We start from the raw sequence: 24,227 nt of genomic DNA on the forward strand, positions 1-24,227 counted from the left end.
GCGTGTGCGGGCTGCGACGCGGACAAGTGGTCCGAATCTCGCTGGGGCGGCTCAAAAGGGTGCGCCGGTCGATCGGCGTGATGAACCTCATGCTCGGCTCGAGAGGTGTATCGAGTGCCGTCACAGGCAAGCAGCGCCGATGCGATGGCCGTGCCGTCCGCGCTGATCGAGCTATTCGACGGTGACGGTGCCGCGCATCTGGGGGTGCAGGGAGCACAGGTAGCGGTAGGTGCCGGGGGCGAAGAAGGTGTAGTTCCATTCGCCCTTGTCGAAGATCGGGCTGTTGATGCCCATGGCCTTATCGCCGATGCCCTGGACGGTGTGCGGGACGGAGTCCTTGAATTTCCAGGTCACGGTCTCGCCGACCTTGACGGTGACATCGGCGGGGGAGAACTTCATATCCGTGACGTCAACGGTGACGGCGGCGGGTTTCGAATCGCCGGACCTGGTCGTCGTCGGCCGGCCGGCCTTCGCGGTGGTCGACGCGGCAGTCGAGTTCGTATCGCTGGAGCCGCAGCCTGCCAGCAGTAGTGTCGCGGCCAGGACGAATCCGGTTGCGATCCGGGTGGACATCGCGCGGCGCACCATCGGCATGACGGCCAAGCGTAGTCTGCTGACGGTGCGGGCCCGCGCGGCGCCATGGCGTTGTCGCTTCGGCCTATCCCGTACGAGCGGAACCGCAGTGCCCGATCGACGCAGTGGAGGCGAGCGTTCATGTCCAGCCAGCGAGGCTATTTCACCGCCGATGAAGTGCGCGCGGCCGAGGCCGAGCTGTTCACCCGTGTCCCCGAGGGCATGCCCATGCATCGGGCGGCCTACGGATTGGCGACGGTGGTCGCGAGCGAGTTGCGTGCGCGGACCGGTGGCATCGCGGGCAGGTCGGTGCTGCTGCTCGTGGGCTCCGGTGATAACGGCGGCGACGTGCTATGGGCCGGATCAATGCTGCGCCGCCGCGGCGTCGCCGTGACCGCTCTGCTGCTGAATCCGGAACGCGCCCACGCGAAAGGCCTTGCCGCACTGCGCAAGGAAGGTGGCCGGATCCGAAATGCGTCGGATGTATTGCGTGCCGATGGTGCGAGCTCGGCCAGGTCAGACGCCGCCGGATCGATTCCCGCCGGGGCGGCTAGCGCGACCGGGGTGAGTTCTGTTGAGCCAAATGGCGCAACGGGCTCGAGACCCGACCTGGTGATCGATGGCATCGTCGGTATCTCCGGCCGCGGGCCGCTGCGCCCGATGGCCGCGGAAATCGTTGCCGCTCTGAATGTTCCGATCATCGCCGCCGACCTGCCGAGCGGGGTCGATCCGGACACCGGCGCGGTGACCGGCCCGGCTGTCCGAGCCGAGGTCACGGTCGCCTTCGGCGCTTACAAGCCGGTACATGCCTTGGCCGCACCCTACTGCGGCCGAATCGAATTGGTGCCCATCGGTTTACAGCTTCCCGAACCGAATCTGGTAGCGCTGGAACCGGCGGAGATCGGTGCGCGGTGGCCTATCCCGGAACCTGCAGACGACAAATACACCCAGGGCGTCACCGGCATCTGCGCGGGCAGCGCGACTTATCCCGGCGCAGCCGTGCTGTGCGCAGGTGCCGCTGTCGCGGCCACCTCCGGTATGGTCCGCTACGCCGGAACCGGCGCGGCCGAGGTCCTCGACCATTTCCCCGAAGTCATTGCCGCCCAGACCATCTCCTCCACCGGCCGAGTGCAGTCCTGGGTATTCGGCCCTGGCGCGGGCACCGACACCGACGCCCACAAGCGACTCGCCGAAATCCTCGCCACCGACCTGCCCGTCGTCGTCGACGCCGACGGCCTCACCTTGCTCGCCGCCGATCCCGACCTGGTCCGCGGCCGCACCGCCCCGACCGTATTGACCCCGCACGCAGGCGAATTCGCCCGCCTGACCGGGCACGAAGTCGGTCAGGACCGAGTGGCCGCCGTCCGCGAGCTCGCCGAATCCTGGCAAGTCACCGTCCTGCTCAAAGGCCGAGCCACCCTCGTCGCCACGCCGGGCCGCCCTGTCCTCGTCAACGAAGCAGGGGGTTCCTGGGCCGCCACCGCCGGCGCGGGTGACGTCCTCTCCGGCATCATCGGCGCCCTCCTCGCTGCGGGCTACGATCCCGCCTGGTCCGCCGCCGCTGCCGCCCGCGTCCACGCCCTCGCCGCCAACCTCGCCGCCCACGAGAGCCACCCATCCGCCGCCCCCACCTCCGCATCACCTCTCCTCGACCACCTGCGTCCGGCAATCCGCACTTTGCGCACGCTTGCGGCGAAGTGACGTGCGCTGCCCCGGACCGCACTTTTATTGCCACATCGACGCCCCTGCGAGACGCGCTGGTCTCGGCAACCGGCGGTCGTCCGGGCCTCCGAGTCCTACCGGCGCTCGCATCCAAGCGCCCCTGCCCCGCCGCTCGCCGCCAGGCCATGAACCGACGCCCTCGCGCGAGCCAGAAGCCGAATGGCAGGATCAATAAGCGTGGAGGCGCAAGTGGAGACGGTTATCGATCTGGATGCCATTGCCCACAACGTGCGGATCCTGCGTGAATATGCGGGGGACGCGGCGGTGATGGCGGTGGTCAAGGCCGACGGCTACAACCACGGCGCCGTCGAGGTCGGGCGGGCCGCGCTGGCGGCCGGTGCGGCGGAACTCGGGGTCACGACGGTCGCCGAGGCGGTGCAGTTGCGCACCGCCGGAATTACCGCCCCGATCCTGTGCTGGCTCAATAATTCCGATGCCGACTTCCGCGCCGCGGTCGAGCACGATATCGAGATCGGTGTCTCCTCCCTGGAGCACCTGCGTGCGATCGAGGCCGTGGCGCGCGCCTGCGGCCGGACTGCCATCGTCTCGCTGAAGGTCGACTCCGGCCTCAACCGCAACGGCATTGCGCCGCTCGAGTACCCGGTGGTGCTCGCGGCCCTGCGCACGCTGGTGGACGAACAGGTAGTGCGGTTCCGCGCGATCTTCTCTCACCTCGCACACGCCGATGAGCCGGACCACCCCTTTCTGAACGTTCAGCGCGACCGCTTCGTCGAGGCCGTAGCCGCCGCCAAGGAACACGGCCTCGAACCGGAACTGGTCCACCTCGCGAACTCGGCTGCCACGCTCACCCGCCCGGATCTTGCCTTCGATATGGTCCGCCCCGGGATCGCGATGTACGGCCTGACTCCGATACCCGAACTCGGCGAGTTCGGCCTACGGCCCGCGATGACCTTCCAAGCGCGAGTCGCCCTGGTCAAAGAGGTCGCCGCCGGTGAGGGCGTCTCCTACGGCCACCAGTGGATCGCTCCGCGCGACACCACCGTCGCCCTCATCCCCGCCGGATACGCCGACGGTGTGTTCCGTCCGTTGAGCAACCGCTTCGCGGTGTGGCTCGGTGGCGCATTGCGCCCCAACGTCGGTCGCATCTGTATGGACCAATTCGTCGTCGATCTGGGCGACAATGCCGCGGGCGTCGTCGAAGGCGATACCGCGATCCTGTTCGGCGCGGACCGGCCGCGCGCCCAGGACTGGGCAGATCTGCTCGGCACCATCCACTATGAGATCGTGTGCTCCCCACACGGCCGAGTGGTGCGGCGCCACGTAGGGGGAATTCGATGAGAACAGTCGTCCGCGGCGGATTGGCAACCGCCGGTGTGGTCGGCGCGCTGGCCGGCGCCCATGCCTTGCGTCGCATCGGCGCCCGGGTGCTCCGGCCTGCTCGCGTCGACGAATACCGCGACGAGAACTTCGATCTGCTCGACGAGGACCGCTCCGGTGCGGTGCTCACCGAGGACGGTGTGCGCCTGGCCACCCGGGAATGCGGCCCGCCCGCGGCCCCGGTCACCGTGATCTTCGTGCACGGCTTCTGCAACACCATGGAGTCGTACCACTTCCAGCGCCGTGATCTGGAAAAGCGTTGGGGCACAAGCGCTCGCCTGGTCTTCTTCGATCTGCGAGGCCATGGCCGCTCAGGCACCCCGACCACCGGCAGCTGCACCGTCGCCCAACTCGGGCGCGATGTGGCGGCCGTCATCGAGGCGACCGCCCCGGCCGGTCCGGTGGTCCTGGTCGGTCATTCGCTCGGCGGCATGGCGGTGCTCGCCGCGGCAGCGCAGTTCCCGGAGTTGTTCGCGGCGCGGGTGATCGGGATCGGTCTGCTCTCGACCGCCGCGGCCGAGGTCACCTCGGCGGGTATCGCGCAGCTGCTGCGCAACCCGGCGGTCGACGGCTTCCGCTTGGTCGTGCACACCGCGCCGACGTTGGTGCAGGCCGGGCGCAGCACCGTCCGGCATGTGATCGCGCCGATACTGCACGTCAGCTCGTTTCACGGACCCGTCAGCCCCACGCTGTCGCGCTTCACCACGCTCATGATCGACCGCACGCCCGTCGAAACGATCGTGAAATTCCTGAAGGCCTTCGAACTGCACGACGAATCTGCCGCGCTGCCGACGCTCGCGGGCCTGCCGGTGCTGGTGCTGGGCGGCGCGCACGATGTCGTCATTCCGTTCCGCAACTCGCGGGCGCTGGCACGCGAATTGCCCGAGAGCGAACTCGTCCGACTCGATGACGCCGCGCATATGGCGCATATGCAATTCCCGGATCTCGTCAACGCCGCACTCGACCGGCTGCTCGTACGCGCGGGCGTCATCGAGGACACCCAATCAACCGCGGAGGTCGCCGGTGGCTGAACGGCAGCAACGGGTTCTGCCCACGGTCGCCGACACCGAGGCCTTCGGTCGTGAACTCGCCGCCGGTCTGGGCGCGGGTGATCTGGTGGTACTCGACGGACCGCTCGGTGCGGGCAAAACCGCACTGACTCGCGGTATCGCCGAGGGCCTCGGCGTACAGGGCCGGGTCAGCTCACCGACCTTCATCATCGCCCGCCAGCACCGGGCCGGACAGCGCGAAGGTGCCGCGCCGGTGCCGCTGGTGCATGTGGACGCGTACCGACTCGGCGGCGATCTGGACGAATTGGACGCCCTGGATCTCGACACCGATCTGCATCAGGCGGTCGTGGTGGTGGAGTGGGGCAAGGGTGTCGTGGAACACCTCGCCGAGCGGCACTTGTACGTGTTGCTCTCGCGCGAACCGAATTCCGAAGTCCGCACCGCGATCTGGGAATGGGTCGGGTAGGTCGCGGAGAGGCCCCTTGACCAGGGTGCCGTAACTACCGAGTAGCTCCGCACCACGCCCAGGTACCACCCGGTATCGTTGGGCCAATCATGCTTGTACTAGCCGTCGACACCGCGACCCCCGCCGTAACGGCGGGATTGGTGGAACTGGAGCAGGCCGCACCCGGCACCGTCGCACCGGCGCGGGTGCGCACCGTCGCCGCTCGCGTCCGGGTCGACGCTCGCGCTCACGCCGAGGTGCTCACTCCGCAAATCCTCGAATGCCTCTCGGAGGCAGATCGTTCCAGAGCCGATATCGAGGCCGTCGTGGTCGGCATCGGTCCGGGGCCGTTCACCGGACTGCGCGTCGGCATGGCGACCGCCGCCGCCTTCGGTGACGCGCTCGGCGTCCCGGTCTACGGTGTGTGCAGCCTCGACGCGATTGCCGCCGACGCGGTGCTCGAACCCTCGCTGCTGCCTGGCATCACACCCGAGAGCGAACTGCTCGTGGTCACCGACGCGCGCCGACGCGAGGTGTACTGGGCCCGCTACCGTGACGGATATCGCATCGAGGGCCCGGAGGTGAGCAAGCCCGGTGACCTGGATCCCGTGCAGGCCACCATGATCGCCGGTTCCGCCTCGCACGTCGATCTGTTCGACCTGCCCGTGCTCCCGGCCGAAACCCCGTCACCCGCCGGTCTGGTGCGGGTCGCGGCTGCCGAACTGCTGGCGCGCGCCGTCCCGGAACCGTTGATCCCGCTGTACCTGCGCAGACCGGATGCGGTGGAACGGAGCTACCGCACGCTCGACCGGACGGGAGCGTGACGGCCGTGGAACCTGACCGGAGGTCCAAGGGGCGAAGCAGACCCGTGACTCGCATCGAGCCCATGGACGTCGCCGATATCGAGCGCTGTGTCGAACTCGAGCAGTTGTTGTTCCCGGAGGACGATCCGTGGCAGGCGGTGTCCTTCCACTCCGAACTGGCTGGACAACACAACCGCTATATCGTCGCGCGCGACGAGGCCGGGCGAATGGTCGGCTATGCGGGTATCGCGCTGCTCGGTGACGCCGAACACCCCGAGGCCGAGGTGCATACCATCGGCGTCGATCCAGGCTGCCATCGCGGCGGTGTCGGCACGATGCTGCTGGAGGCGCTGCTCGCCGAGGCCGGTAAGCGCGGCGGGCCGGTCTTCCTCGAGGTGCGCACCGATAACGCCCCCGCCATCGCGCTCTACGCCAAGCACGGCTTCCACATCATCGGCCTGCGCAAGAACTACTACCACCCGAGTGGTGCCGACGCGTACACCATGCGCAGACCGGAACTAGCAGCGAACCCCGCCTGGCGCCCGCAGCCGGCCGAATCGGCACAACCGAACGAGGTGCTTTCGTGATCGTCATGGGTATCGAAAGTTCCTGTGACGAAACGGGAGTCGGCATCGTGCGCCGACACCCCGACGGCACCTGTGAACTGCTCGCCGACGAGGTCGCCTCCAGCGTCGAACAGCACGCCCGCTTCGGCGGTGTGGTCCCGGAGATCGCCTCGCGCGCACATCTCGAGGCCATCGTGCCCGCGATGCGCCGAGCGCTGGCCGCCGCGGGCATCAGCAAGCCCGACGCACTCGCGGTGACCATCGGACCGGGACTGGCCGGTGCGCTGCTGGTCGGCGTCGCGGCCGCGAAAGCCTATGCGGCAGCGTGGGATGTGCCGTTCTACGCACTGAACCATCTCGGTGGACACGTCGCGGTGGACACCCTCGAACATGGCCCGATGCCGCCGTGCGTCGCGTTGCTGGTCTCCGGCGGGCACACGCATCTGCTGCACGTCACCGATCTGGCCGAGCCGATCGTCGAACTGGGCAGCACCGTGGACGACGCGGCGGGCGAAGCCTTCGACAAGGTCGCCCGGCTACTCGGCCTCGGCTTCCCGGGCGGACCGGCGCTGGATGCCGCTGCGGCACACGGCGATCCGAAGGCCATTGCCTTCCCCCGCGGTATGACCGGCCCGCGCGACCCCCGCTACGATTTCTCCTTCTCCGGCCTCAAAACCGCCGTCGCCCGCTACGTCGAGGCGGCCCAGCGCAACGGCTTCACCGCCGATGAACTTCCGATCCCGGACATCGCGGCATCGTTCCAGGAGTCGGTCGCCGACGTACTCACCATGAAGGCGGTACGTGCCGCCCAGGATGTCGGTGTGCAGACCCTGGTCCTCGGCGGCGGCGCCACCGCGAACTCCAGAATCCGCTCGATGGCCGAAGACCGCTGCGCCGCGGCCGGATTGCGCCTGCGCGTCCCCAAACCCCGCCTGTGCACCGACAACGGCGTAATGATCGCGGCCCTCGGCGCCCACGTAATCGCAGGCGGCGCAACCCCATCCCCCCTGACCGTCGCCACCGACCCCGGCCTCCCGGTCTCCGTCAGCCAAGTCGGCTGACTCTCGTACCCCGCTGTGCCCAGGGGGTGCGATCTGTGCACGTCGTGTGCCGTACCCGGCTTACCTCCCGCAGGTCGCATTGTCGAGAGTTTGCCGAGGGTAGTCGAATGGCGGCTGTGGGTGGGATTCTGAGCAACCATTCGACTACCCTCGGCGGGGGAGCTGCGTCTGGATGGTGGCAGCGCGCAAAATTGCTCCGGCTGCCGAACCACCCTGCCTGGTTTTCAGTCGTGGGGCCCGACCAACTGCACCGACAGCCCCGCGCTCGATCCCGAATTCGCCCTGGGCGGGAATGGAATCCGCGATTGCGCGGGCGCCTGTGTTGGCTCCAGTTGCGGCGCCGATGACGCCGGGCCGCGGTCCTGCCCCGACGACCCGGCACCCGGCGAATTCGGGTTTCCGAACAGCGGTCCGAGCAACTCGGGGAACGGAATCGGCGGCAGGTTCGGATCCGGGCGTAGCGTCGGCGCGGACGGGGTGGTCCCGACGGGCGACGAGGCGGTCGAGGTGGCCGGTTGGCCGCGGTCCGGAGTGAGCGAGGGGATACTGGCGCCGGAGGGCCGGTTGGTGCTCTCCCGGTTCGGGCCGGTGGTCGAAGTGGCCGCACCGGTCGGTGGCACCACCGTCATCGGCGCCGTGGGTAGTTGGGCACTGCTGGTGGTGCCCGCGGGGGAGATCTCGTCGTCCCCGGTCGGTGCGAAGGTCTTCACCCCGTAGCCGATGACCAGGCCGACCACCACGATCGCGCCCGCCAGCGTGCCGGCGACCTTGGTGAAGGTACCGACCGGCGCGTCGGCGGCGCCGACGACCGGGAACACCGACGGCTGCACCGAATCCGCCACCAGCGCGGCACCTTTCGCGATCACCGCCTCCGGATCGTCGATGGTGTGCACCGGAATGTCCAGCGCGCGTTCGAGGGTGGACAGGACGGCCGGAATATTGGCCCCGCCGCCGATCACGATGACGGCCTGCGGAAACGTGGGCGCCCGCGCGAAAACCGCGGCGACGAAAACGGCGGTCTCGCGCAGCAGATCCGAGATCAGTTCCTCGAAGTCGGCCCTGGTCAGCTTGAGCGGCTGCCCGGCGACATGATCGATGGTCACGGCGGGTGCGATCGATAGGTGTTCCTTGGCGGCGCGGCCGCGGTTGGTCAGCATGCCCCGGTTGGGGCGGGTGCCGCGCCGGGCGTAGTGCAGATCTACCAGGTGGTGATAGATCAGCTCGTCGACGGCGTTGCCGCTGATCGCCGCGGTGCGTTCGGTGCGCAGGATGGTGGCATCGGCTTGGTCGGCCACGGTGACGCTGAGACCGGTCGCGCCGAGGTCGACAATGGCGACCGTTTCGTAGCGGTCCACGAGCCCGGTGTACCGCAAATACGTAAGTGCCGCAGTACCTTCCGGCACCAGCCGCAGATCGCGCTGTTTGCCGGTGGCCGACCGGATCACCTGCGCCTGCTCTTTACTGCGATAGGCAACCGCGACGCTGGTGGGCGGGCGACCGGCGGCGGAGTCGACACCGACCGATTTCGCACCGGCGAAGCGCGCGCCGACCGGATGCGTCGGAAAGGCCACGTCATAGGAGAGCTGCGTGGTCGGAAGCTGGGTGGTCATGAGCTCGATCGAGGACGCGACGAGATCGCCGAGATCGGAGTGGGCCGCGTCCGCGGAGACCACTCGATAGTCGAAACTCTGCGCGCCATTGGACGCGGTAGCGACCAGCGCCGAGCACACGACCTCGTTACCGGCCGATATGCCGAGGGATGTTCGCATGTCACCTCCCTTCGAGCGGATGGTCATGGTGTCGCCGACCATCTCGAATGGACAGCCGGACAGCTCGCGTGGATGGCGAGCGATCCGGACGCGGGACCGGGCCGACCCATTGTCCGGATGGGTCGCTGGGACGGCCATGGATCACGTGTGGTCTTGCCCTCTGGTGAAGCTTCTTGTTTGAAAAACGCTGGTGTTGTGACGCTGGTACTGACGTTGATCTTGCTCTTGCGGAGCGGGTATTGCTCTGTGGCACTGGGTGTTTCGTGACGCTTGGTGCTCCCCCCGAAGCGCCGGTTCGTGACGAACACGGCGAGCGGAGCACGACCGTCGTCAATACTGTCACAATCCGTTATCCGAACGTTACAGATTTGCCGAAGTCTTGGGAAGCCCTCAGAGATCTGGGCGTGGCGTGGCGTACGCGTGTCGGAAAAATGACACGCGTAGGCGGGGACCAATGGTTTTGGCACCGTCCAACCTTGAGCGCTGGCACTCTCATGTATAGAGTGCTAGTCGGCACTGTGTGATGTGCGTGTGCCAGTTCGACTACTGAGCAGGGGTCCCGGCACCCGCGACGACGGGGCTGATGCGCAGGGTCGAGTTCGAGTGACCGTCGGCGACTGCTTGCGGGTCGCTCGATACAAACCGATACCGATGGTCCGGGACAACAGTTCCGGACGACCGTAAATCCCCTGAAAGTGGAGGGCTCAACGTGGCGAGCGTGAACATCAAGCCGCTCGAGGACAAGATCCTCGTCCAGGCCAACGAGGCCGAGACGACGACGGCCTCCGGCCTGGTCATCCCCGACACGGCGAAGGAGAAGCCGCAGGAGGGCACCGTCATCGCCGTCGGCGAAGGACGCGTCACCGACAAGGGTGACCGCATCCCGGTCGACGTCAAGGAAGGCGACGTCGTCATCTACAGCAAGTACGGCGGCACCGAGATCAAGTACCAGGGCGAGGAATACCTCATCCTGTCGGCGCGCGACATCCTGGCCGTCGTCACCAAGTAGCCGATAGGCACATGCGTTCCGCCCCGGTGTCTTTCGCGACCCGGGGCGGAGTGCGTTCGGCCCAGAACACACAGGAGCTGACAAAAACATGGCAAAGCAGATCGAGTTCGACGAGAAGGCTCGTCGTGCTCTCGAGCGCGGCGTCGACAAGCTCGCCGACGCGGTGAAGGTCACCCTCGGGCCGCGTGGTCGCCACGTCGTGCTCGCGAAGGCCTTCGGCGGCCCGACCGTGACCAACGACGGTGTCACCATCGCGCGCGATATCGACCTCGAGGATCCGTTCGAGAACCTCGGCGCGCAGCTGGTCAAGAGCGTCGCGACCAAGACCAACGATGTCGCCGGTGACGGCACCACCACCGCCACCGTGCTGGCCCAGGCGCTGGTGCGTGCGGGTCTGAAGAACGTTGCGGCGGGCGCGAATCCGATCGTGGTGGGTTCGGGCATCGCCAAGGCCGCCGACGCGGTCTCCGAGGCGCTGCTCGCGCTGGCCACCCCGGTCTCCGGTGAGCAGGCCATCGCACAGGTCGCCACGGTCTCCTCGCGCGACGAGGAGATCGGCGAAATGGTCGGCAAGGCGCTGACCACCGTCGGCAAGGACGGCGTGGTCACCGTCGAGGAGTCCTCGACACTGCAGACCGAACTCGTCGTCACCGAGGGCGTCCAGTTCGACAAGGGCTACCTCTCGCCCTACTTCGTCACCGACGCCGACAGCCAGCAGGCCGTCCTCGAGGATGCCTACATCCTGCTGAACCGGGAGAAGATCAGCTCGCTGCCCGACCTGCTCCCGCTGCTGGAGAAGATCGCCGAATCCGGCAAGCCGGTGCTGATCATCGCCGAGGACGTCGAGGGCGAGGCGCTGTCCACCCTGGTGGTCAACTCGATCCGCAAGACCCTCAAGGCTGTTGCGGTGAAGGCACCGTTCTTCGGTGACCGGCGCAAGGCCTTCCTCGACGACCTCGCCGTCGTCACCGCGGGCACCGTGGTCAACCCGGATCTGGGCATCTCGCTGCGCGAGGCGGGCATCGAGGTGCTCGGCAAGGCGCGTCGCATCGTCGTCACCAAGGACGACACCACGATCATCGACGGTGCGGGCACCGCCGAGGACATCGCGGCTCGTGGCGCGCAGCTGCGGCGCGAGATCGAGGCCACCGATTCCGATTGGGATCGGGAGAAGCTCGAGGAGCGCCTGGCCAAGCTGGCAGGCGGCGTCGCGGTGATCAAGGTCGGCGCGGCCACCGAGACCGCGCTCAAGGAGCGCAAGTACCGGGTCGAGGACGCGGTCAGCGCGGCCAAGGCCGCCGTCGACGAGGGCATCGTGCCCGGTGGTGGCACCGCCCTGGTGCACGCCGCGGCCAAGCTCGTCGAACTGCGCGACTCGCTCTCCGGCGACGAGGCCATCGGTGTCGAGGCGGTGCGTACCGCACTGTCGGCGCCGCTGTTCTGGATCGCCACCAATGCGGGCGTGGACGGTTCCGTGGTGGTCAGCAAGGTCACCGACGGCAAGGAGGGCTTCAATGCCGCCACCCTCGCCTACGGTGATCTGCTCACCGACGGTGTCGTCGACCCGGTCAAGGTGACCCGCTCCGCGGTCGTGAACGCGGCGTCGGTGGCCCGGATGATTCTCACCACCGAGAGCGCCGTGGTCGACAAGCCCGCCGAAGAGGAGCACGACCACAGCCACCACGGTCACGCGCACTGAGCGCAGGCCGCACGGCAGAAGGCCCCCGGGACCGCACGTCCCGGGGGCCTTCGTGTTGTGAACAATATGAACGCAATGGCGCGCAACAAGTCGAAAAATATCAATCGCGAGAACTGATTCCGACTCTGGTCGGCGAAGTTCTAAGAGGCGACAGGTGGGTGCTCAGCGGCGATGGCGGCGAGCAATCTGGCACGCAGGGCGGCGGGCGGCTGGGCCGCCGTCGCCTCCGCGAGAGTGCCGAGGACTTCCTTCGTCTGCTGGACTTCGATCATGAATTCCGCGCGTAGTACGGGGTCCTCGCCGTCGAGCACTTCCTGCAACGCATTGTGGTCTTCGTCGTCGATCGATCCGAGCGCGACGGCGTGCGCGAGATCGATCCGGGCTTCGTTCACCTCACGTCACCCCCAAACTTTTCTTCAGTCGTGTCAATCCGTCCCGTATACGGGACTTAACGGTCGGTAACCCTACGCCGAGGAAGTCGGCGACTTCCGCGTAGGTTCGCCCGCCGTAGTAGGCGAGCGAAATGGCCTCCCGCTGAGTCTGTGTCAATGTCCCTAGACCCAGCTGGACGGCCTGCTGCTCGAGCCTTCGCTCCACTTCTTCGGTGACCTCATCGAATTCGTTGCCGAGAACCCTTATCCCATAGGCGACTTCGCGCAGGGTATGGGCCTGTTCGGCGCGGACCCGGTCGACGGCCCGCCGATGGGCGAGGGTCATCAACCATGTCACCGCGGAACCTTTGGTCGCGTCGAAACTGGACGCGGTCCGCCAGATCTGGAGATACACCTCCTGGGTGGTCTCCTCCGCGTAGCCGGGGTCGTGCAGGACGCGTAGCACCAAGCCGAACACGCGCGCGCACGTTCGGTCGTACAGCTCGGCGAATGCTTCCTGGTCGGACCGGCCGCAACGTTCGAGAAGTGCGGCGAGTTCGATACTTTCGGCGGCGCGTGCCGTTACCGCAGATTCCACCCGATTCGACGCAATGGTGGGTGGGATGGCTTCTCTTCGGAACGAGTCGCCCTCTGCGGCCGGCGGCCGCGTTGTCACAACGCTCCATTCTGTGTCATCGGTCACTACCGTAGCGGGCCGCTATCGGACCTCATGCGGTGGGGTATCAGCCAACCGCATGCGAGTCGGCAACTTCCCGGTAAACCTCGACACGCCAGACGCTTCTGGAGAGGACACGCCATGACACGCCGCCGGTTTCGCGAAACGCCGTATCTACAACCGACTTCGGCTTGTGACCATCGCCGGGTGTTTGCTAGGCATTCGGCGCGCCGCGCCACATGGATGGGAAGAAGTTCGTTTTAGACGGCCATCCGACGACGGTTGCGTCGAGCGTGCATCTCCCGCTCGGTTTCGGACATGCCGCCCCAGATGCCGTAGGGCTCGCTGACTTTGAGCGCGTGGCTGCGGCACTGCATGAGCACCGGGCAGGCCCGGCAGATCTCCTTGGCGCGCATCTCGCGTGCGGTGCGGGCGCGGCCGCGTTCACCGTCCGGATGGAAAAACACCGCGGAGTCCTGGCCTCGGCAGGATCCTCGCATCTGCCAGTCCCAGACGTCCGCGTTCGGTCCGGGGAGGTGGGTAGGCATGGGCATGGTGAACTCCTCGTGGTGCGAGCTCGTCAGCGTTGTCGAGCAGTTGTTCTGCAACAGTTGTGGCCACGGCGCTGGGTCGGCGGCGTGCCATGGGCTCGCCTATTGCGGTCGCTGCAATTTCGCGCGGCGCCGACCGTGGCGATGAGTTACGTTAGGTCCAGCCGCGAAATTCCGTCAATAGTTCGATGCAGCAGTTTTCTAAATCTTAAGCTGCGAAAATTAACCTCGAAGCTGTTTACTTTGTGGGCCCGTCCGGTAATACTGTTCGGTTGGCCAGAGGCTGGTATGTCTTCGCATGGCGTCAGTATTCCGCATTCCCGCAGGTGGGAACCGGTCGGTGGTTGCATCCCCGTGTGGTAGCGAGTAGGCGAAGAAGTGGGTCCTATCACACCGCCGACGGCTCGCTACGATGTCCGGTCGATCGGAGATGGCAGAAACGGGGCGCTGAGGTTAATTGCGCGAAAAGCATGTGAATTCCGGTCACACACGCTATGTGATTGCCGGAAGTACTTTTACTTGATTGAAACATGGCGACGGCGATGAAATGCTCAATATTAGCCGGAAGTACCTGATGGACGGTTTCTCGCTGCGCGGCCACCTGCGGCGCTCGGGTTAGAGTTCGGCGTGCTCGTGCCTGCTTCCCCTATATATGTCGAGTCCGCCATGCTTGCCGAGGCGGCTTTCGGTGCCTGCCCGGGCCGTGCCGCCACCGAGTTGCCAACCGCCGTGAACCCGCTCGATTCCTGGCATCGGGCGGTGATTTTCGGTGGTCAGGGTCGCTACGCCGCGGCACGTGAAGAGTTGCGGGTATTGCGCGCACACAGCACCGATCCGGTGTTGCTGTCGCTGGCCGCGAGTACCGAGGGCTCGTTTCTGCGTCAGCTCGGCTGGCATGCCCGTGCCGCCGGATACGACGGTCGCGCGGCCGCGTTGATCCTGCCGACGGGGGATGCGGTCGGTCCCGAACGCGTGGACGCGATCTGTGACGCGCTCACCGGTCTCGCGGCCGACGCGCTCGGCATCGGCCGTTTGGCGCTCGCTTCCCGCCTGCTCCGGCGCACTCATGACGCGATGACCCAGGCGCAGTCGCCGCACGGCTGGCGAACACTGATCCGGTGGCATTGGGTCTGCGCGGAGACCGCACTCGCTGCCGGCGCCGCCGACACCGCCGCGCCCCATGCCGCGACGGCCCTCGCGCTGGCCGAGGACGGACCGTCCGTCCGGCACCGGGTCAAGTCCCGGCTCCTGGTCGCAGCGACCGCCGCGGCAGCCGGTGATGTCGAGCATGCGCGAACGCTCGCCGATGAGGTCGCCGAGCAGTGCCGTGAGCACGGATTGCTCCCATTGCGTTGGGCTAGTTCGATGTTGCGCTCCGGGGTGTCCACGGGGGCTCGCGCGAGCGCGGCCGCGACCGATGCGCAGGGGTGCGCGCAGGCAATCCGCCGTCGTGGCGGGCACTTTCGTCCCATGAGTGATTCCCGAGTCTGATCAAGACACCACCGTGTTGCCCGGATCCACGGGTTGTATCGCTATTGTTAGACCCGTTCCGCCCCTTCGGCGGAAGCACTGGTCATCACTACCGGTGCCACTTGTAACGCCAGGAAATTCTCTGACGATGACGAACACGGGCGAAGAGTTGGACCTCGCCGTCGCTGCCGCTGCGCAGGGCGACAGATCCGCTTTAGCCCAGGTACTCGAATTGGTCCGCCCGTTGGTGGTGCGCTATTGCCGCGCGCGGATCGGCGCCGCGGAGCGTGGACAGCTCTCTGCGGACGACGTCGCGCAGGAGGTATGTCTGGCCGTGATGACAGCTCTGCCCCGGTATCAGGACCAGGGCAGGCCCTTCATGGCCTTCGTATACGGAATCGCTTCGCACAAGGTTGCCGACGCTCATCGCAACGCCGCCCGTAACAAGGCGGAGGCAATGGCCGAAGTACCAGATGTCATATCCACCGACCAGGGGCCGGAACAGCGAGCTCTCGAGTCCGAAACGAGCAGGCAGATGAACAGTCTGCTCGCGACGCTTCCGGAGAAGCATCGAGAGATTCTGATCCTGCGTTTGGTCATGGGTTTGTCAGCAGAAGAAACCGCAGTCGCCGTGGGCAGTACGGCGGGTGCGATACGCGTCGCCCAACACCGGGCGCTCGCGAAACTGAAGTCACAAGTGGCGAGGGCAGGTGAAATGTATGGCTAGGGATGGCGAGCGCGGTCGGGGCGACTGGAAGGCGCGACGTGGATCGCGAAACAGCGGTCCCTACGCCGGGAGTGGTGACACCGGTCCGGTGGACATCGCGGCGGTACGCAGAGACGATGCGCTGATTGATGCCATTGCTAGCAACGGCCCGGTACAGACCGACAGCGCGGAGGAGTTTCAGCTCGCGTCGCTGCTGGCGGACTGGCGAGCGGAGCTGATTTCTCCGCCGTTGCCCGCTGAACCGAACCTCGATGAGATCGTTGCCGCGGTCAATCAGGAGATCGGTGCCCGGCAGGTCCGGATCGGTGCGCAGTCCGGTGGGCGACTACGGCTTATCCGTCCGATTCTCGGGACGGCTGCCGCGCTGGCTCTGGTCATCGGTGGTCTTTCGGCGTTCTCCTATGGCGCCGCTCCTGGTGATCCGCTCTGGCGGGTCAAGGAAGTCGTGTTCAGCGAACAGGCGCAGTCGACCGTGGTGCAGCGCGCCGACAGCGATCTGGCCAACGCGAAAACGATGCTCGCTCAGGACAATCCGGAGCAGGCAAGGGAAAAGCTGGAAGGCGCCAAGGCGAATGCCGAGCTGATCGACGATCCGGTCAAGCGGGACAAGCGAATCAACGAATTCAACGTCTTGCTCGCGGAGTTGAACAAGATCGCTCCGGAGATCGGGAAGTCGCTCGCGGCGAGCACGACATCGACGACGACACCCAACCCGACGGCAACCGACGGCACCAACTCGCCGACCGCCAAGCCTTCCGGCGATGCTGGTTCTACCTCCTCGGTCGTGCCGCCGGTCGATTCGAAGGTGCCGACGACAGAACCGAACACACCGGGCAAGTCGACACTGCCGACAACCGCACCGCCGGTGACCACTCCCGCTCCCGAACAGCCCACCCAGCCCGGTCATCCGACTCAGGCTCCGCCGACCACCGTGGGAACCCAGCCCACGGGGGTCGTGCCGAGCGTGGATTCCGGCCCGCCCGCGCAACCCCCGACTCATCAGCAGCCGCCGACCTTCGTGGTTCCCACCGGTTTGCCGTCTTTGCCGGGGTTGCCCGGATCGGGGCCGGCCACTTAATCGAAGTCGATACTCCAACAGCGCTTTGGTTCGTGAGAAGCGCTCGATCCAGCAGAAGCGCTGTGGCGGATGCATATCCGCCACTTCCGCGCGTGCGTGGGTGCGCGGACATTCGAATTGTTGTGCATGAACCGATCGCCGACCGGCGGTCGGCTTTTTGTCTGTCAGCTATTTCACATCGCGCCCGCGCGTCAGCGCGCTGTGTGTGGGGCGCGCGATGTCAGCTGTCGAACCCGTCGAATCCGTCGCCGTGGAAGGCCTCGTTCATCGAGGCGTCCGCGTATCCCCGGCAGTAATCCCAGGTGACATACGCTTCCGGCATCGGGTCGTAGGCGGGCTCGTGCGGGCGCACCGTGCCGTCGACCAGCAGCTGAAGCAGGTTGGCGCGCAGCATGTCCCAGTCGTGGTAGTGATCTTGTCTGCAGTCTTCGCAGCTGACCACGAGTCCTCGGATGCCACGGTGCGCTAGTAGTGCCTCATACACCGCAAGGTCGGCGAGATCCTCCTCGACCGCAAGGCGCTCGTGGGGATCCAGCGGTTCGCCGGGCTCGATGGCATCGAGCGCGGCGGACGGGTCGGAGGGGTCTCCGGCGAACGGATCCGGCGGCAAGCCAGGTGGTAGATGGTCACGCACACCCCCACGGTACGCAGAACAGGGTGCTCTTCGCCAGCTATGTGGCGCGCAAGTTTCGGTGGTGGGCTCAGTTCCGTGAGCGAGCGCAGCGAGTGAACCATGGGCACAGGCGCCCACGCGCACGACGGAGCCGAGCGCCAGCGAGGCGCAGTCGTGAGCGAGCGCAGCGAGTGAACCATGGGCACAGGCGCTCACGCGCACGACGGAGCCGAGCGCCAGCGAGGCGCAGTCGTGAGCGTGTTTGCGGGACAGATACCATGGGTGACAGGCCCCGGCCAGTATCCGACAGCGCTGGCGGAGCCGCTACCGTCCATCCCATCAGCTTCCACGACGCCGGCCAACCCGGCGTTCGTTGCTTTCGACGTCCAGGAGGAGTCGATCCGAATGAGTAATCCCGTATCGGGCGAACGAATCGCGGTCCGCCCTCCTACGGGTGGTGACGATCCGAACAAGATCGCCATGCTCGGCCTCACGTTCGACGATGTGCTGTTGCTACCGGCCGCTTCGGATCTCATCCCGAGCTCGGTGGAAACCTCCAGCCAGCTGACCCGTGAGATCCGGTTGCGCACCCCGCTCTGCAGCTCCGCCATGGACACCGTGACCGAGGCGCGGATGGCCATCTCCATGGCGCGCGCGGGTGGCATGGGCGTGTTGCACCGCAATCTGGCCGTCGCCGATCAGGCCGCGCAGGTCGAGACCGTCAAGCGGTCCGAGGCGGGCATGGTCACCGACCCGGTGACCTGTCGCCCCACCGACACCCTCGCAGAGGTCGACGCGATGTGCGCCCGCTTCCGCATTTCCGGACTGCCGGTGGTGGATGAGACCGGCGCGCTTGTGGGCATTATCACCAACCGCGATATGCGCTTCGAGGTCGATCAGAACCGGCGGGTCGCCGATGTGATGACCAAGGCGCCGTTGATCACCGCGCAGGAGGGCGTCACCGCCGAGGCCGCGCTCGGTCTGCTGCGCCGCCACAAGATCGAGAAGTTGCCCATCGTCGACGGTAACGGCCGCCTGCGCGGACTCATCACCGTCAAGGACTTCGTCAAGACCGATCAGTACCCGAACGCCACCAAGGACCGTGACGGCCGCCTGCTCGTCGGCGCCGCGATCGGTGTCGGCGAGGACTCTTGGTCGCGCGCCATGACTTTGGCCGACGCCGGAGTCGACGTGCTCATCGTCGATACCGCGCACGGCCATCAGGCCGGTGTGCTGCAGATGGTGACCAAGGTCAAGGCCGAGGTCGGCGATCGCATCCAGATCGTAGGCGGCAATGTGGCCACCAGGGCCGGTGCGGCCGCGCTGGTCGAGGCGGGCGCGGATGCGGTGAAGGTCGGTGTCGGTCCCGGCTCCATCTGCACCACCCGCGTGGTCGCCGGTGTCGGCGCGCCGCAGATCACCGCGATCCTCGAGGCCGTCGCCGCGTGCAAGCCGTACGGCGTTCCGGTGATCGCCGACGGCGGCATCCAGTTCTCCGGTGATATCGCCAAGGCCATCGCGGCGGGCGCGTCCACCGTGATGCTCGGCTCGCTGCTGGCCGGTACCGCCGAGTCCCCGGGTGAGCTGATCCTGGTGGGCGGCAAGCAGTTCAAGAGCTACCGCGGCATGGGTTCGCTGGGCGCCATGCAGGGCCGCGGCCAGGCCAAGTCCTACTCCAAGGACCGCTACTTCCAGGACGACGTGCTCGCCGAGGACAAGCTGGTGCCCGAGGGCATCGAGGGGCGGGTGCCGTTCCGCGGACCGGTCAACCAGGTGATCCATCAGCTCGTCGGCGGGCTGCGGGCAGCCATGGGCTACACCGGGTCGCAGTCCATCGCGGATCTGCAAGAGGCGCAGTTCGTGCAGATCACCGCGGCGGGGCTCAAGGAGAGCCACCCGCACGACATCACCATGACCGTCGAGGCGCCCAACTACACTGGTCGCGGCTAGCCCGGTTGACGTTTGTGTACTGGACGGAATGGTCCGGGCATGATTGAGCTGCTCGCGAGTCGTTGCGGATAGCGCAACGGCCTCGCGAGACGAGGTGAGGGGTCGGGACGATCAGTCCTGACCATCGCACTTACTTGCCCACAACGGAGCGAGTCTTACGAGCGACCGTTCGCGGCCCGTCTCGTGTCCGAGTCGTCGAAGCGCATGCGCCGCAGGCGCGAGTCTCGACGGCTCGGACGCGAGACACCAGGGGGCCGCGAACACGCCGCGCCGGAGGCGCGGCCAAAGATACAGAGGAGCAAGCGTGCGCGACATGGTCGAGATCGGTATGGGTCGGACCGCCCGGCGTACCTATGAACTGGACGATGTCGATATCGTCCCGTCGCGGCGGACTCGTTCGTCGAAGCAGGTATCGCTGGCGTGGCAGTTGGACGCATACCGATTCGAGATCCCGTTCCTGGCGCACCCGACCGATGCGCTGGTCTCGCCGGAGTTCGCCATCGAACTCGGCAGGCTCGGTGGACTCGGCGTCATCAACGGTGAGGGGCTGTGGGCCCGGCACGCCGATGTCGCCGCCAAGATCGACCAGCTGCTCGAACTCGTCGCGAAGGGCGGCTATGAGCGTGCCGTCGGGCTGCTGCAGGAACTGCATGCCGCGCCGATGCAGCCGGATCTGCTGGCCGCCGCGGTCGCGCAGGTGCGGGCTGCCGGTGTGACGGTGGCGGTGCGGGTGAGCCCGCAGAACGCCCGCGCGCTGACCCCGGCGCTGCTGCAGGCCGGGATCGACCTACTCGTGGTGCACGGCACCATCATCTCCGCCGAACACGTCGGCGACGGTGAGCCGTTGAACCTCAAGACCTTCATCGCCGAACTGGATGTGCCGGTGGTGGCCGGTGGCGTGAGCGATCACAAGACCGCGCTGCACCTGATGCGCACCGGCGCCGCGGGCGTCATCGTCGGCTACGGTTCCTACCCCGGCGCGACGACCACCGGCGAGGTGCTCGGCATCGGGGTGCCGATGGCCACCGCCATCGCCGATGCCGCCGCCGCGCGTCGCGACTACCTGGACGAGACCGGCGGCCGCTATGTGCACGTCATCGCCGACGGCGATATTGCCACCTCTGGTCAGTTGGCCAAGGCCATCGCCTGTGGCGCCGATGCCGCCATGCTCGGGGTCCCGCTTGCGTTGGCCGCCGAGGCGCCTGGTCGCGGCTGGTACTGGCCGTCCTCGGCCGCGCATCCGTCGGTGCCGCGCGGTTCGCTGCTGCACGTGGAGGATCCGTGGGATCTGGGCGGCGAGTTGTCCGGTGATACCGGCGAGACGGTGCGTCCGAGCCTGGAGCGGGTGTTGTACGGACCCTCCGACGACCCGTTCGGCTCGCTGAATCTCGTTGGCGGCCTGCGTCGCTCGATGGCCAAGGCAGGCTACTCCGACCTCAAGGAATTCCAGCGCGTCGGCCTCAGCGTCCGCGCCTGACCCCAACCCCCTCGGCTCGCCGAGCGTAGTCGAATGGTGGTCGTCGAGGCAGTTCGCAGCCACCATTCGACTACCGTCGGCGTAGTACGGGTCAGCGGACGTGGGTGGGCACGGACCGCTCGCGGAGGAATTGCTGGATGGCGTGATTCACCGGGTCGGGGTGGGTCATGGTGACCGCCAGGCGGGCACCCGCGATCTCGATGAAGGTCGATGCGGTGAGATCGGCGGCCAGCTGCTGGGCGCGCTCGCGGGCGATGCCGCTGTCGGTGGCGTGAATCACCAAGGCGGGGCAGGTGATTTCGGATAAGCGATCCGATACCGAATCGCGGCCGAGCAGACAGCCCGCGGCGACCTCGATGCCTTCGCGGTCGCGGGCCAGCCAGCGTTTGGTCCAGATCGCCCGGTACCACTCGTCATCGCCGATCAGCCAATACGCGAGCTGTTCGACGGCCTCCTGCCGGGAGCCGTCGTCGTACCACTCGTCCAGGAATTTCTGGGTCGCCGTGGATTGCTCGGGCGTCGGGCCGTTCGCCTCGGTGCTGATCAGGATCAGCGCGGAAACCCGCTCGGGTGCGATGAGCGCGGTGCGCAGCGCGGTGAATCCCCCTTGCGCGGTGCCGCCGAACACGGCGCGTTCGGCGCCGAGATGGTCGAGCACGGTGAGGGCGTCGCGCGCGGCGGTCCAATAGGTGAACGGTAGTCCCTGGTCCCTGGTGCGGCCGTGTCCGCGCGCATCCCAGGACACGATCCGGAATTCCGGTGCGAGCGCGGCCATCTGGGATGCGAACATCGTCCGGTCCATGAAGAATTCGTGTGCTAGTAAGACCACCGGACCGTCGCCGCCACTGTCCTCGTAGTGAATGTCGGCGTCTATCGCGCGGGCGAAGGGCACGGCATGAGGATAACCAGCAGTGTGGGGGCGCGCGGGAGGATTTCCGCCGCTGACATCAAAGCCTCGCCGGCGCTCGGCTCCGATGCCGGCGATGCTGCTGTGCCGATGGTTCGCTCGCTGCGCTCCCTGCCGACTGCGCCTCGCTGGCGCTCGGGCTCCGCCGTCAGGGAGAACCCTGCTGTGCCGATGGTTCGCTCGCTGCGCTCCCTCACTAAACTGTTCGAGTGGCAGAAACTCAGAGACCGGTCCTCGTCGTCGACTTCGGCGCACAGTACGCCCAGCTGATCGCCCGGCGGGTCCGTGAATCGAGTGTGTATTCGGAGGTGATCCCGCATACCGCCACGGTGGACGAGATCGCCGAGAAGCAGCCGCTCGCGGTGATTCTGTCCGGCGGACCGTCCAGCGTGTACGCCGAGGGCGCGCCGCAGCTGGACGCGCGGCTGTTCGATCTCGACATTCCGGTCTTCGGCATCTGCTACGGCTTCCAGGCCATGGCGCAAGCGCTCGGTGGCACCGTCGCCCACACCGGCACCCGCGAATACGGCCGCACCGACCTCGATGTCGACGGCGGTCTGCTGCACGGCGGCCTGCCCACCAAACAGCCGGTGTGGATGAGCCACGGCGATGCGGTCACCGATGCGCCCGAGGGCTTCGAGGTCACCGGCACCAGCGCGGGGGCTCCGGTCGCCGCATTCGAGAACCGGGCCCGCAGGCTGGCCGGTGTGCAGTACCACCCGGAGGTGCTGCACTCGCCGCACGGTCAGCAGGTGCTCAGCCGCTTCCTGCACGAACTCGCCGGCATCCCCGCCACCTGGACCCCGGCCAATATCGCCGAATCGTTGATCACTTCGGTGCGCGAGCAGATCGGCGACGGCCATGCGATCTGCGGGCTGTCCGGCGGTGTGGACAGCGCGGTCGCCGCAGCGCTGGTGCAGCGCGCGATCGGCGACCGCCTGACCTGTGTGTTCGTCGACCATGGCCTGTTGCGGGCGGGGGAGCGCGAACAGGTGCAGCAGGACTTCGTCGCCGCGACCGGCGCCAAGCTGGTTACCGTCGACGCGGTGGACAAGTTCCTCGGCGAGATGAAGGGTGTCACCGATCCGGAGGAGAAGCGCAAGATCATCGGCCGGGAGTTCATCCGGTCGTTCGAGGATGCGGTCTCCGAGGTCGTCGTGGAACAGAGCGGTGGCGCCGAGCCCGAGGTCGAGTTCCTGGTGCAGGGCACGCTCTACCCGGACGTCGTCGAATCCGGTGGCGGCAGCGGCACCGCGAATATCAAGAGCCACCACAATGTCGGCGGTCTGCCCGACGATCTGGAGTTCGACCTCGTCGAGCCGTTGCGGTTGCTGTTCAAGGACGAGGTGCGAGCGGTCGGCCGCGAACTCGGGCTGCCCGAGGAAATCGTTGCCCGCCAGCCGTTCCCGGGGCCCGGCCTGGCCATTCGCATTGTCGGCGAGGTCACCGCGGACCGCCTGGAGACGCTGCGGCAGGCCGATGCCATCGCGCGCGAGGAGTTGACCGCCGCCGGACTCGATCGCCAGATCTGGCAGTGTCCCGTGGTGCTGCTCGCGGATGTGCGCAGCGTCGGCGTGCAGGGCGACGGCCGCACCTACGGCCATCCGATCGTGTTACGCCCGGTATCCAGTGAGGACGCGATGACCGCCGACTGGACCCGGCTGCCCTATGACGTACTCGAGCGCATTTCCACTCGCATCACCAATGAGGTGGCCGAGGTCAACCGGGTTGTCCTCGATGTGACGAGCAAGCCGCCGGGCACCATCGAATGGGAGTGACCCCGCAATCGGGCCTGATTTGCCGGATTTCGGGAGTACCGTCAGCCGGATAGACCAGTTCCCCAGGGGGTCCGGATGGCAGCGAAGAAGCCGCTCTGCACCTTCCACGCGGTCGTCGAGGCGCCGTGTGGGGTGGTGGCTGCGCTGCTCACCACGGTGAGCGCGGGCCCGGTCGGTCCGGACAACGCCTTCTTCCTCGTCGACGGGCCCGACCCCGAGATCGAGTTGCGCGGCGGCCCGAATGAATTCCGGGCCGCGATCGCCGGGGATCTCAATGGGATTCGGGTCGAGGTGGATCGGGCGCAGGCGATGTTCGCGGTCGAGGGGCAGCGGTGGTTTCGCGCCGAATGTCGAGTGCTGCCGCATCCGAAGGGCGCTCGGGTGATCCAGCAGATGTTCAACGTCGCGACCAGTGGGCGGTGGATGGTGCCGATGATCGCGCGGGGTGTCGAGGGCAAGCAGCGGGTGAGTATGCAGCGGCTACTCGACCGGATCAGTGAGCATTTGGGCTGCCCGGCCTATTTGGAGTAGTTGTGGGCGGCGGTGTACGGCCGAGGATGAGTTGCCCGAGCAATAAGCCGCCGCCGAGGTAGCTCCGGCTCGGTGTCAGCGGCATGAAACGGCCGATCGGGAT

General features: G+C 67.0%; 23 protein-coding genes. 16 read left to right on the plus strand and 7 right to left on the minus strand.

Annotated features, from left to right (window positions below; translation table 11 throughout):
• Positions 1 to 171: 171 nt before the first annotated feature.
• The gene (locus ACFYOW_RS32100; RefSeq protein ID WP_387293837.1) at positions 172 to 594 is read right to left on the minus strand and encodes a plastocyanin/azurin family copper-binding protein; all 423 of its coding nucleotides are present in this window, start codon (positions 592 to 594) and stop codon (positions 172 to 174) included.
• A 120-nt stretch (positions 595 to 714) separates the two neighbouring features.
• Between ACFYOW_RS32100 and ACFYOW_RS32105 the strand changes: the two genes are divergently transcribed.
• The 7 genes from ACFYOW_RS32105 (at position 715) to tsaD (ending at position 7,518) form a co-directional block, all read left to right on the plus strand.
• Positions 715 to 2,274 carry an NAD(P)H-hydrate dehydratase gene (locus ACFYOW_RS32105; protein ID WP_387293838.1) on the plus strand — a complete coding sequence of 520 codons (1,560 nt, stop codon included), beginning with the start codon at positions 715 to 717 and terminating at the stop codon, positions 2,272 to 2,274.
• Positions 2,275 to 2,454: 180 nt separating this feature from the next.
• Positions 2,455 to 3,594: an alanine racemase gene (gene alr, locus ACFYOW_RS32110; protein ID WP_387293839.1), complete on the plus strand. Its 1,140-nt coding sequence runs from the start codon at positions 2,455 to 2,457 to the stop codon at positions 3,592 to 3,594.
• A complete protein-coding gene (locus tag ACFYOW_RS32115; protein WP_387293840.1) occupies positions 3,591 to 4,664 on the plus strand; it encodes an alpha/beta fold hydrolase in 1,074 nt (357 codons plus the stop codon). The genes alr and ACFYOW_RS32115 overlap by 4 nt, the downstream gene beginning before the upstream one ends.
• On the plus strand, positions 4,657 to 5,109 hold the full coding sequence (tsaE, locus tag ACFYOW_RS32120; RefSeq protein ID WP_387293841.1) for a tRNA (adenosine(37)-N6)-threonylcarbamoyltransferase complex ATPase subunit type 1 TsaE: 453 nt from the start codon (positions 4,657 to 4,659) through the stop codon (positions 5,107 to 5,109). The genes ACFYOW_RS32115 and tsaE overlap by 8 nt, the downstream gene beginning before the upstream one ends.
• Positions 5,110 to 5,198: 89 nt before the next feature.
• On the plus strand, positions 5,199 to 5,912 hold the full coding sequence (gene tsaB, locus ACFYOW_RS32125; RefSeq protein WP_387293842.1) for a tRNA (adenosine(37)-N6)-threonylcarbamoyltransferase complex dimerization subunit type 1 TsaB: 714 nt from the start codon (positions 5,199 to 5,201) through the stop codon (positions 5,910 to 5,912).
• A 62-nt stretch (positions 5,913 to 5,974) separates the two neighbouring features.
• Positions 5,975 to 6,478 carry a ribosomal protein S18-alanine N-acetyltransferase gene (gene rimI, locus ACFYOW_RS32130; protein ID WP_387294050.1) on the plus strand — a complete coding sequence of 168 codons (504 nt, stop codon included), beginning with the start codon at positions 5,975 to 5,977 and terminating at the stop codon, positions 6,476 to 6,478.
• The gene (tsaD, locus tag ACFYOW_RS32135; protein WP_387293843.1) at positions 6,475 to 7,518 is read left to right on the plus strand and encodes a tRNA (adenosine(37)-N6)-threonylcarbamoyltransferase complex transferase subunit TsaD; all 1,044 of its coding nucleotides are present in this window, start codon (positions 6,475 to 6,477) and stop codon (positions 7,516 to 7,518) included. The genes rimI and tsaD overlap by 4 nt, the downstream gene beginning before the upstream one ends.
• A gap of 224 nt (positions 7,519 to 7,742) precedes the next feature.
• Here tsaD and ACFYOW_RS32140 read toward each other — a convergent pair whose 3' ends face one another.
• Positions 7,743 to 9,287: an Hsp70 family protein gene (locus tag ACFYOW_RS32140; protein WP_387293844.1), complete on the minus strand. Its 1,545-nt coding sequence runs from the start codon at positions 9,285 to 9,287 to the stop codon at positions 7,743 to 7,745.
• Between the two features lie 709 nt (positions 9,288 to 9,996).
• Between ACFYOW_RS32140 and groES the strand changes: the two genes are divergently transcribed.
• Complete coding sequence (gene groES, locus ACFYOW_RS32145; protein ID WP_040686722.1) at positions 9,997 to 10,296, plus strand: co-chaperone GroES; 300 nt, start codon at positions 9,997 to 9,999, stop codon at positions 10,294 to 10,296.
• An 88-nt stretch (positions 10,297 to 10,384) separates the two neighbouring features.
• Complete coding sequence (groL, locus tag ACFYOW_RS32150; protein WP_387293845.1) at positions 10,385 to 11,995, plus strand: chaperonin GroEL; 1,611 nt, start codon at positions 10,385 to 10,387, stop codon at positions 11,993 to 11,995.
• Between the two features lie 140 nt (positions 11,996 to 12,135).
• On the opposite strand, the gene ACFYOW_RS32155 is transcribed toward groL, so the two are convergent.
• The 3 genes from ACFYOW_RS32155 to ACFYOW_RS32165 all read right to left on the minus strand — a co-directional run bounded on the left by ACFYOW_RS32155 (position 12,136) and on the right by ACFYOW_RS32165 (position 13,596).
• Positions 12,136 to 12,387: a hypothetical protein gene (locus ACFYOW_RS32155; RefSeq protein WP_387293846.1), complete on the minus strand. Its 252-nt coding sequence runs from the start codon at positions 12,385 to 12,387 to the stop codon at positions 12,136 to 12,138.
• A gap of 1 nt (position 12,388) precedes the next feature.
• Positions 12,389 to 12,964, minus strand: a complete 576-nt coding sequence (locus tag ACFYOW_RS32160) for a sigma-70 family RNA polymerase sigma factor (protein WP_387294051.1) — start codon at positions 12,962 to 12,964, stop codon at positions 12,389 to 12,391.
• A gap of 338 nt (positions 12,965 to 13,302) precedes the next feature.
• Complete coding sequence (locus tag ACFYOW_RS32165) at positions 13,303 to 13,596, minus strand: WhiB family transcriptional regulator (protein WP_014981828.1); 294 nt, start codon at positions 13,594 to 13,596, stop codon at positions 13,303 to 13,305.
• 630 nt (positions 13,597 to 14,226) lie between these two features.
• Between ACFYOW_RS32165 and ACFYOW_RS32170 the strand changes: the two genes are divergently transcribed.
• The 3 genes from ACFYOW_RS32170 (at position 14,227) to ACFYOW_RS32180 (ending at position 16,868) form a co-directional block, all read left to right on the plus strand.
• Positions 14,227 to 15,084 (plus strand): hypothetical protein, encoded by an 858-nt coding sequence (locus tag ACFYOW_RS32170; protein ID WP_387293847.1) that lies wholly within the window; start codon positions 14,227 to 14,229, stop codon positions 15,082 to 15,084.
• Between the two features lie 127 nt (positions 15,085 to 15,211).
• The gene (locus ACFYOW_RS32175; RefSeq protein ID WP_040686727.1) at positions 15,212 to 15,790 is read left to right on the plus strand and encodes a sigma-70 family RNA polymerase sigma factor; all 579 of its coding nucleotides are present in this window, start codon (positions 15,212 to 15,214) and stop codon (positions 15,788 to 15,790) included.
• The gene (locus tag ACFYOW_RS32180; RefSeq protein WP_387293848.1) at positions 15,783 to 16,868 is read left to right on the plus strand and encodes an anti-sigma-D factor RsdA; all 1,086 of its coding nucleotides are present in this window, start codon (positions 15,783 to 15,785) and stop codon (positions 16,866 to 16,868) included. The genes ACFYOW_RS32175 and ACFYOW_RS32180 overlap by 8 nt, the downstream gene beginning before the upstream one ends.
• 220 nt (positions 16,869 to 17,088) lie before the next feature.
• On the opposite strand, the gene ACFYOW_RS32185 is transcribed toward ACFYOW_RS32180, so the two are convergent.
• Positions 17,089 to 17,502, minus strand: coding sequence for a DUF5319 domain-containing protein (locus ACFYOW_RS32185; protein WP_040686729.1), 414 nt, complete (start codon positions 17,500 to 17,502; stop codon positions 17,089 to 17,091).
• Positions 17,503 to 17,886: 384 nt separating this feature from the next.
• Here ACFYOW_RS32185 and guaB point away from each other — a divergent pair, with 384 nt between their 5' ends.
• Positions 17,887 to 19,431 carry an IMP dehydrogenase gene (gene guaB / locus ACFYOW_RS32190; protein WP_157124170.1) on the plus strand — a complete coding sequence of 515 codons (1,545 nt, stop codon included), beginning with the start codon at positions 17,887 to 17,889 and terminating at the stop codon, positions 19,429 to 19,431.
• A gap of 304 nt (positions 19,432 to 19,735) precedes the next feature.
• On the plus strand, positions 19,736 to 20,908 hold the full coding sequence (locus tag ACFYOW_RS32195; RefSeq protein WP_040686730.1) for a GuaB3 family IMP dehydrogenase-related protein: 1,173 nt from the start codon (positions 19,736 to 19,738) through the stop codon (positions 20,906 to 20,908).
• 91 nt (positions 20,909 to 20,999) lie between these two features.
• Here the strand turns inward: ACFYOW_RS32195 and ACFYOW_RS32200 are convergent, their stop codons facing one another.
• Positions 21,000 to 21,800, minus strand: a complete 801-nt coding sequence (locus ACFYOW_RS32200) for an alpha/beta fold hydrolase (protein ID WP_387293849.1) — start codon at positions 21,798 to 21,800, stop codon at positions 21,000 to 21,002.
• A 224-nt stretch (positions 21,801 to 22,024) separates the two neighbouring features.
• Between ACFYOW_RS32200 and guaA the strand changes: the two genes are divergently transcribed.
• Together guaA and ACFYOW_RS32210 are read left to right on the plus strand one after the other, a co-directional pair.
• Entirely contained in the window at positions 22,025 to 23,593 is a 1,569-nt protein-coding gene (gene guaA, locus ACFYOW_RS32205; RefSeq protein ID WP_387293850.1) for a glutamine-hydrolyzing GMP synthase, read from the plus strand.
• A gap of 75 nt (positions 23,594 to 23,668) precedes the next feature.
• Positions 23,669 to 24,124, plus strand: coding sequence for a hypothetical protein (locus ACFYOW_RS32210; RefSeq protein WP_387293851.1), 456 nt, complete (start codon positions 23,669 to 23,671; stop codon positions 24,122 to 24,124).
• Positions 24,125 to 24,227 lie beyond the last annotated feature (103 nt).

The sequence above is a fragment of the Nocardia sp. NPDC006982 genome (assembly GCF_042869435.1).
In the GTDB taxonomy this organism is placed as follows: Bacteria; Actinomycetota; Actinomycetes; order Mycobacteriales; family Mycobacteriaceae; genus Nocardia.

Coding starts and splice junctions, on each gene's coding strand:
- ACFYOW_RS32175 (WP_040686727.1), top strand. CDS start 15,212: ATGACGAACACGGGCGAAGAGTTGGACCTCGCCGTCGCTGCCGCTGCG.
- ACFYOW_RS32210 (WP_387293851.1), top strand. CDS start 23,669: ATGGCAGCGAAGAAGCCGCTCTGCACCTTCCACGCGGTCGTCGAGGCG.
- rimI (WP_387294050.1), top strand. CDS start 5,975: ATGGACGTCGCCGATATCGAGCGCTGTGTCGAACTCGAGCAGTTGTTG.
- guaB (WP_157124170.1), top strand. CDS start 17,887: ATGAGTAATCCCGTATCGGGCGAACGAATCGCGGTCCGCCCTCCTACG.
- ACFYOW_RS32105 (WP_387293838.1), top strand. CDS start 715: ATGTCCAGCCAGCGAGGCTATTTCACCGCCGATGAAGTGCGCGCGGCC.
- alr (WP_387293839.1), top strand. CDS start 2,455: ATGGCAGGATCAATAAGCGTGGAGGCGCAAGTGGAGACGGTTATCGAT.
- ACFYOW_RS32180 (WP_387293848.1), top strand. CDS start 15,783: ATGGCTAGGGATGGCGAGCGCGGTCGGGGCGACTGGAAGGCGCGACGT.
- ACFYOW_RS32115 (WP_387293840.1), top strand. CDS start 3,591: ATGAGAACAGTCGTCCGCGGCGGATTGGCAACCGCCGGTGTGGTCGGC.
- ACFYOW_RS32100 (WP_387293837.1), bottom strand. CDS start 594: ATGCCGATGGTGCGCCGCGCGATGTCCACCCGGATCGCAACCGGATTC.
- ACFYOW_RS32165 (WP_014981828.1), bottom strand. CDS start 13,596: ATGCCCATGCCTACCCACCTCCCCGGACCGAACGCGGACGTCTGGGAC.
- groL (WP_387293845.1), top strand. CDS start 10,385: ATGGCAAAGCAGATCGAGTTCGACGAGAAGGCTCGTCGTGCTCTCGAG.
- tsaB (WP_387293842.1), top strand. CDS start 5,199: ATGCTTGTACTAGCCGTCGACACCGCGACCCCCGCCGTAACGGCGGGA.
- ACFYOW_RS32140 (WP_387293844.1), bottom strand. CDS start 9,287: ATGCGAACATCCCTCGGCATATCGGCCGGTAACGAGGTCGTGTGCTCG.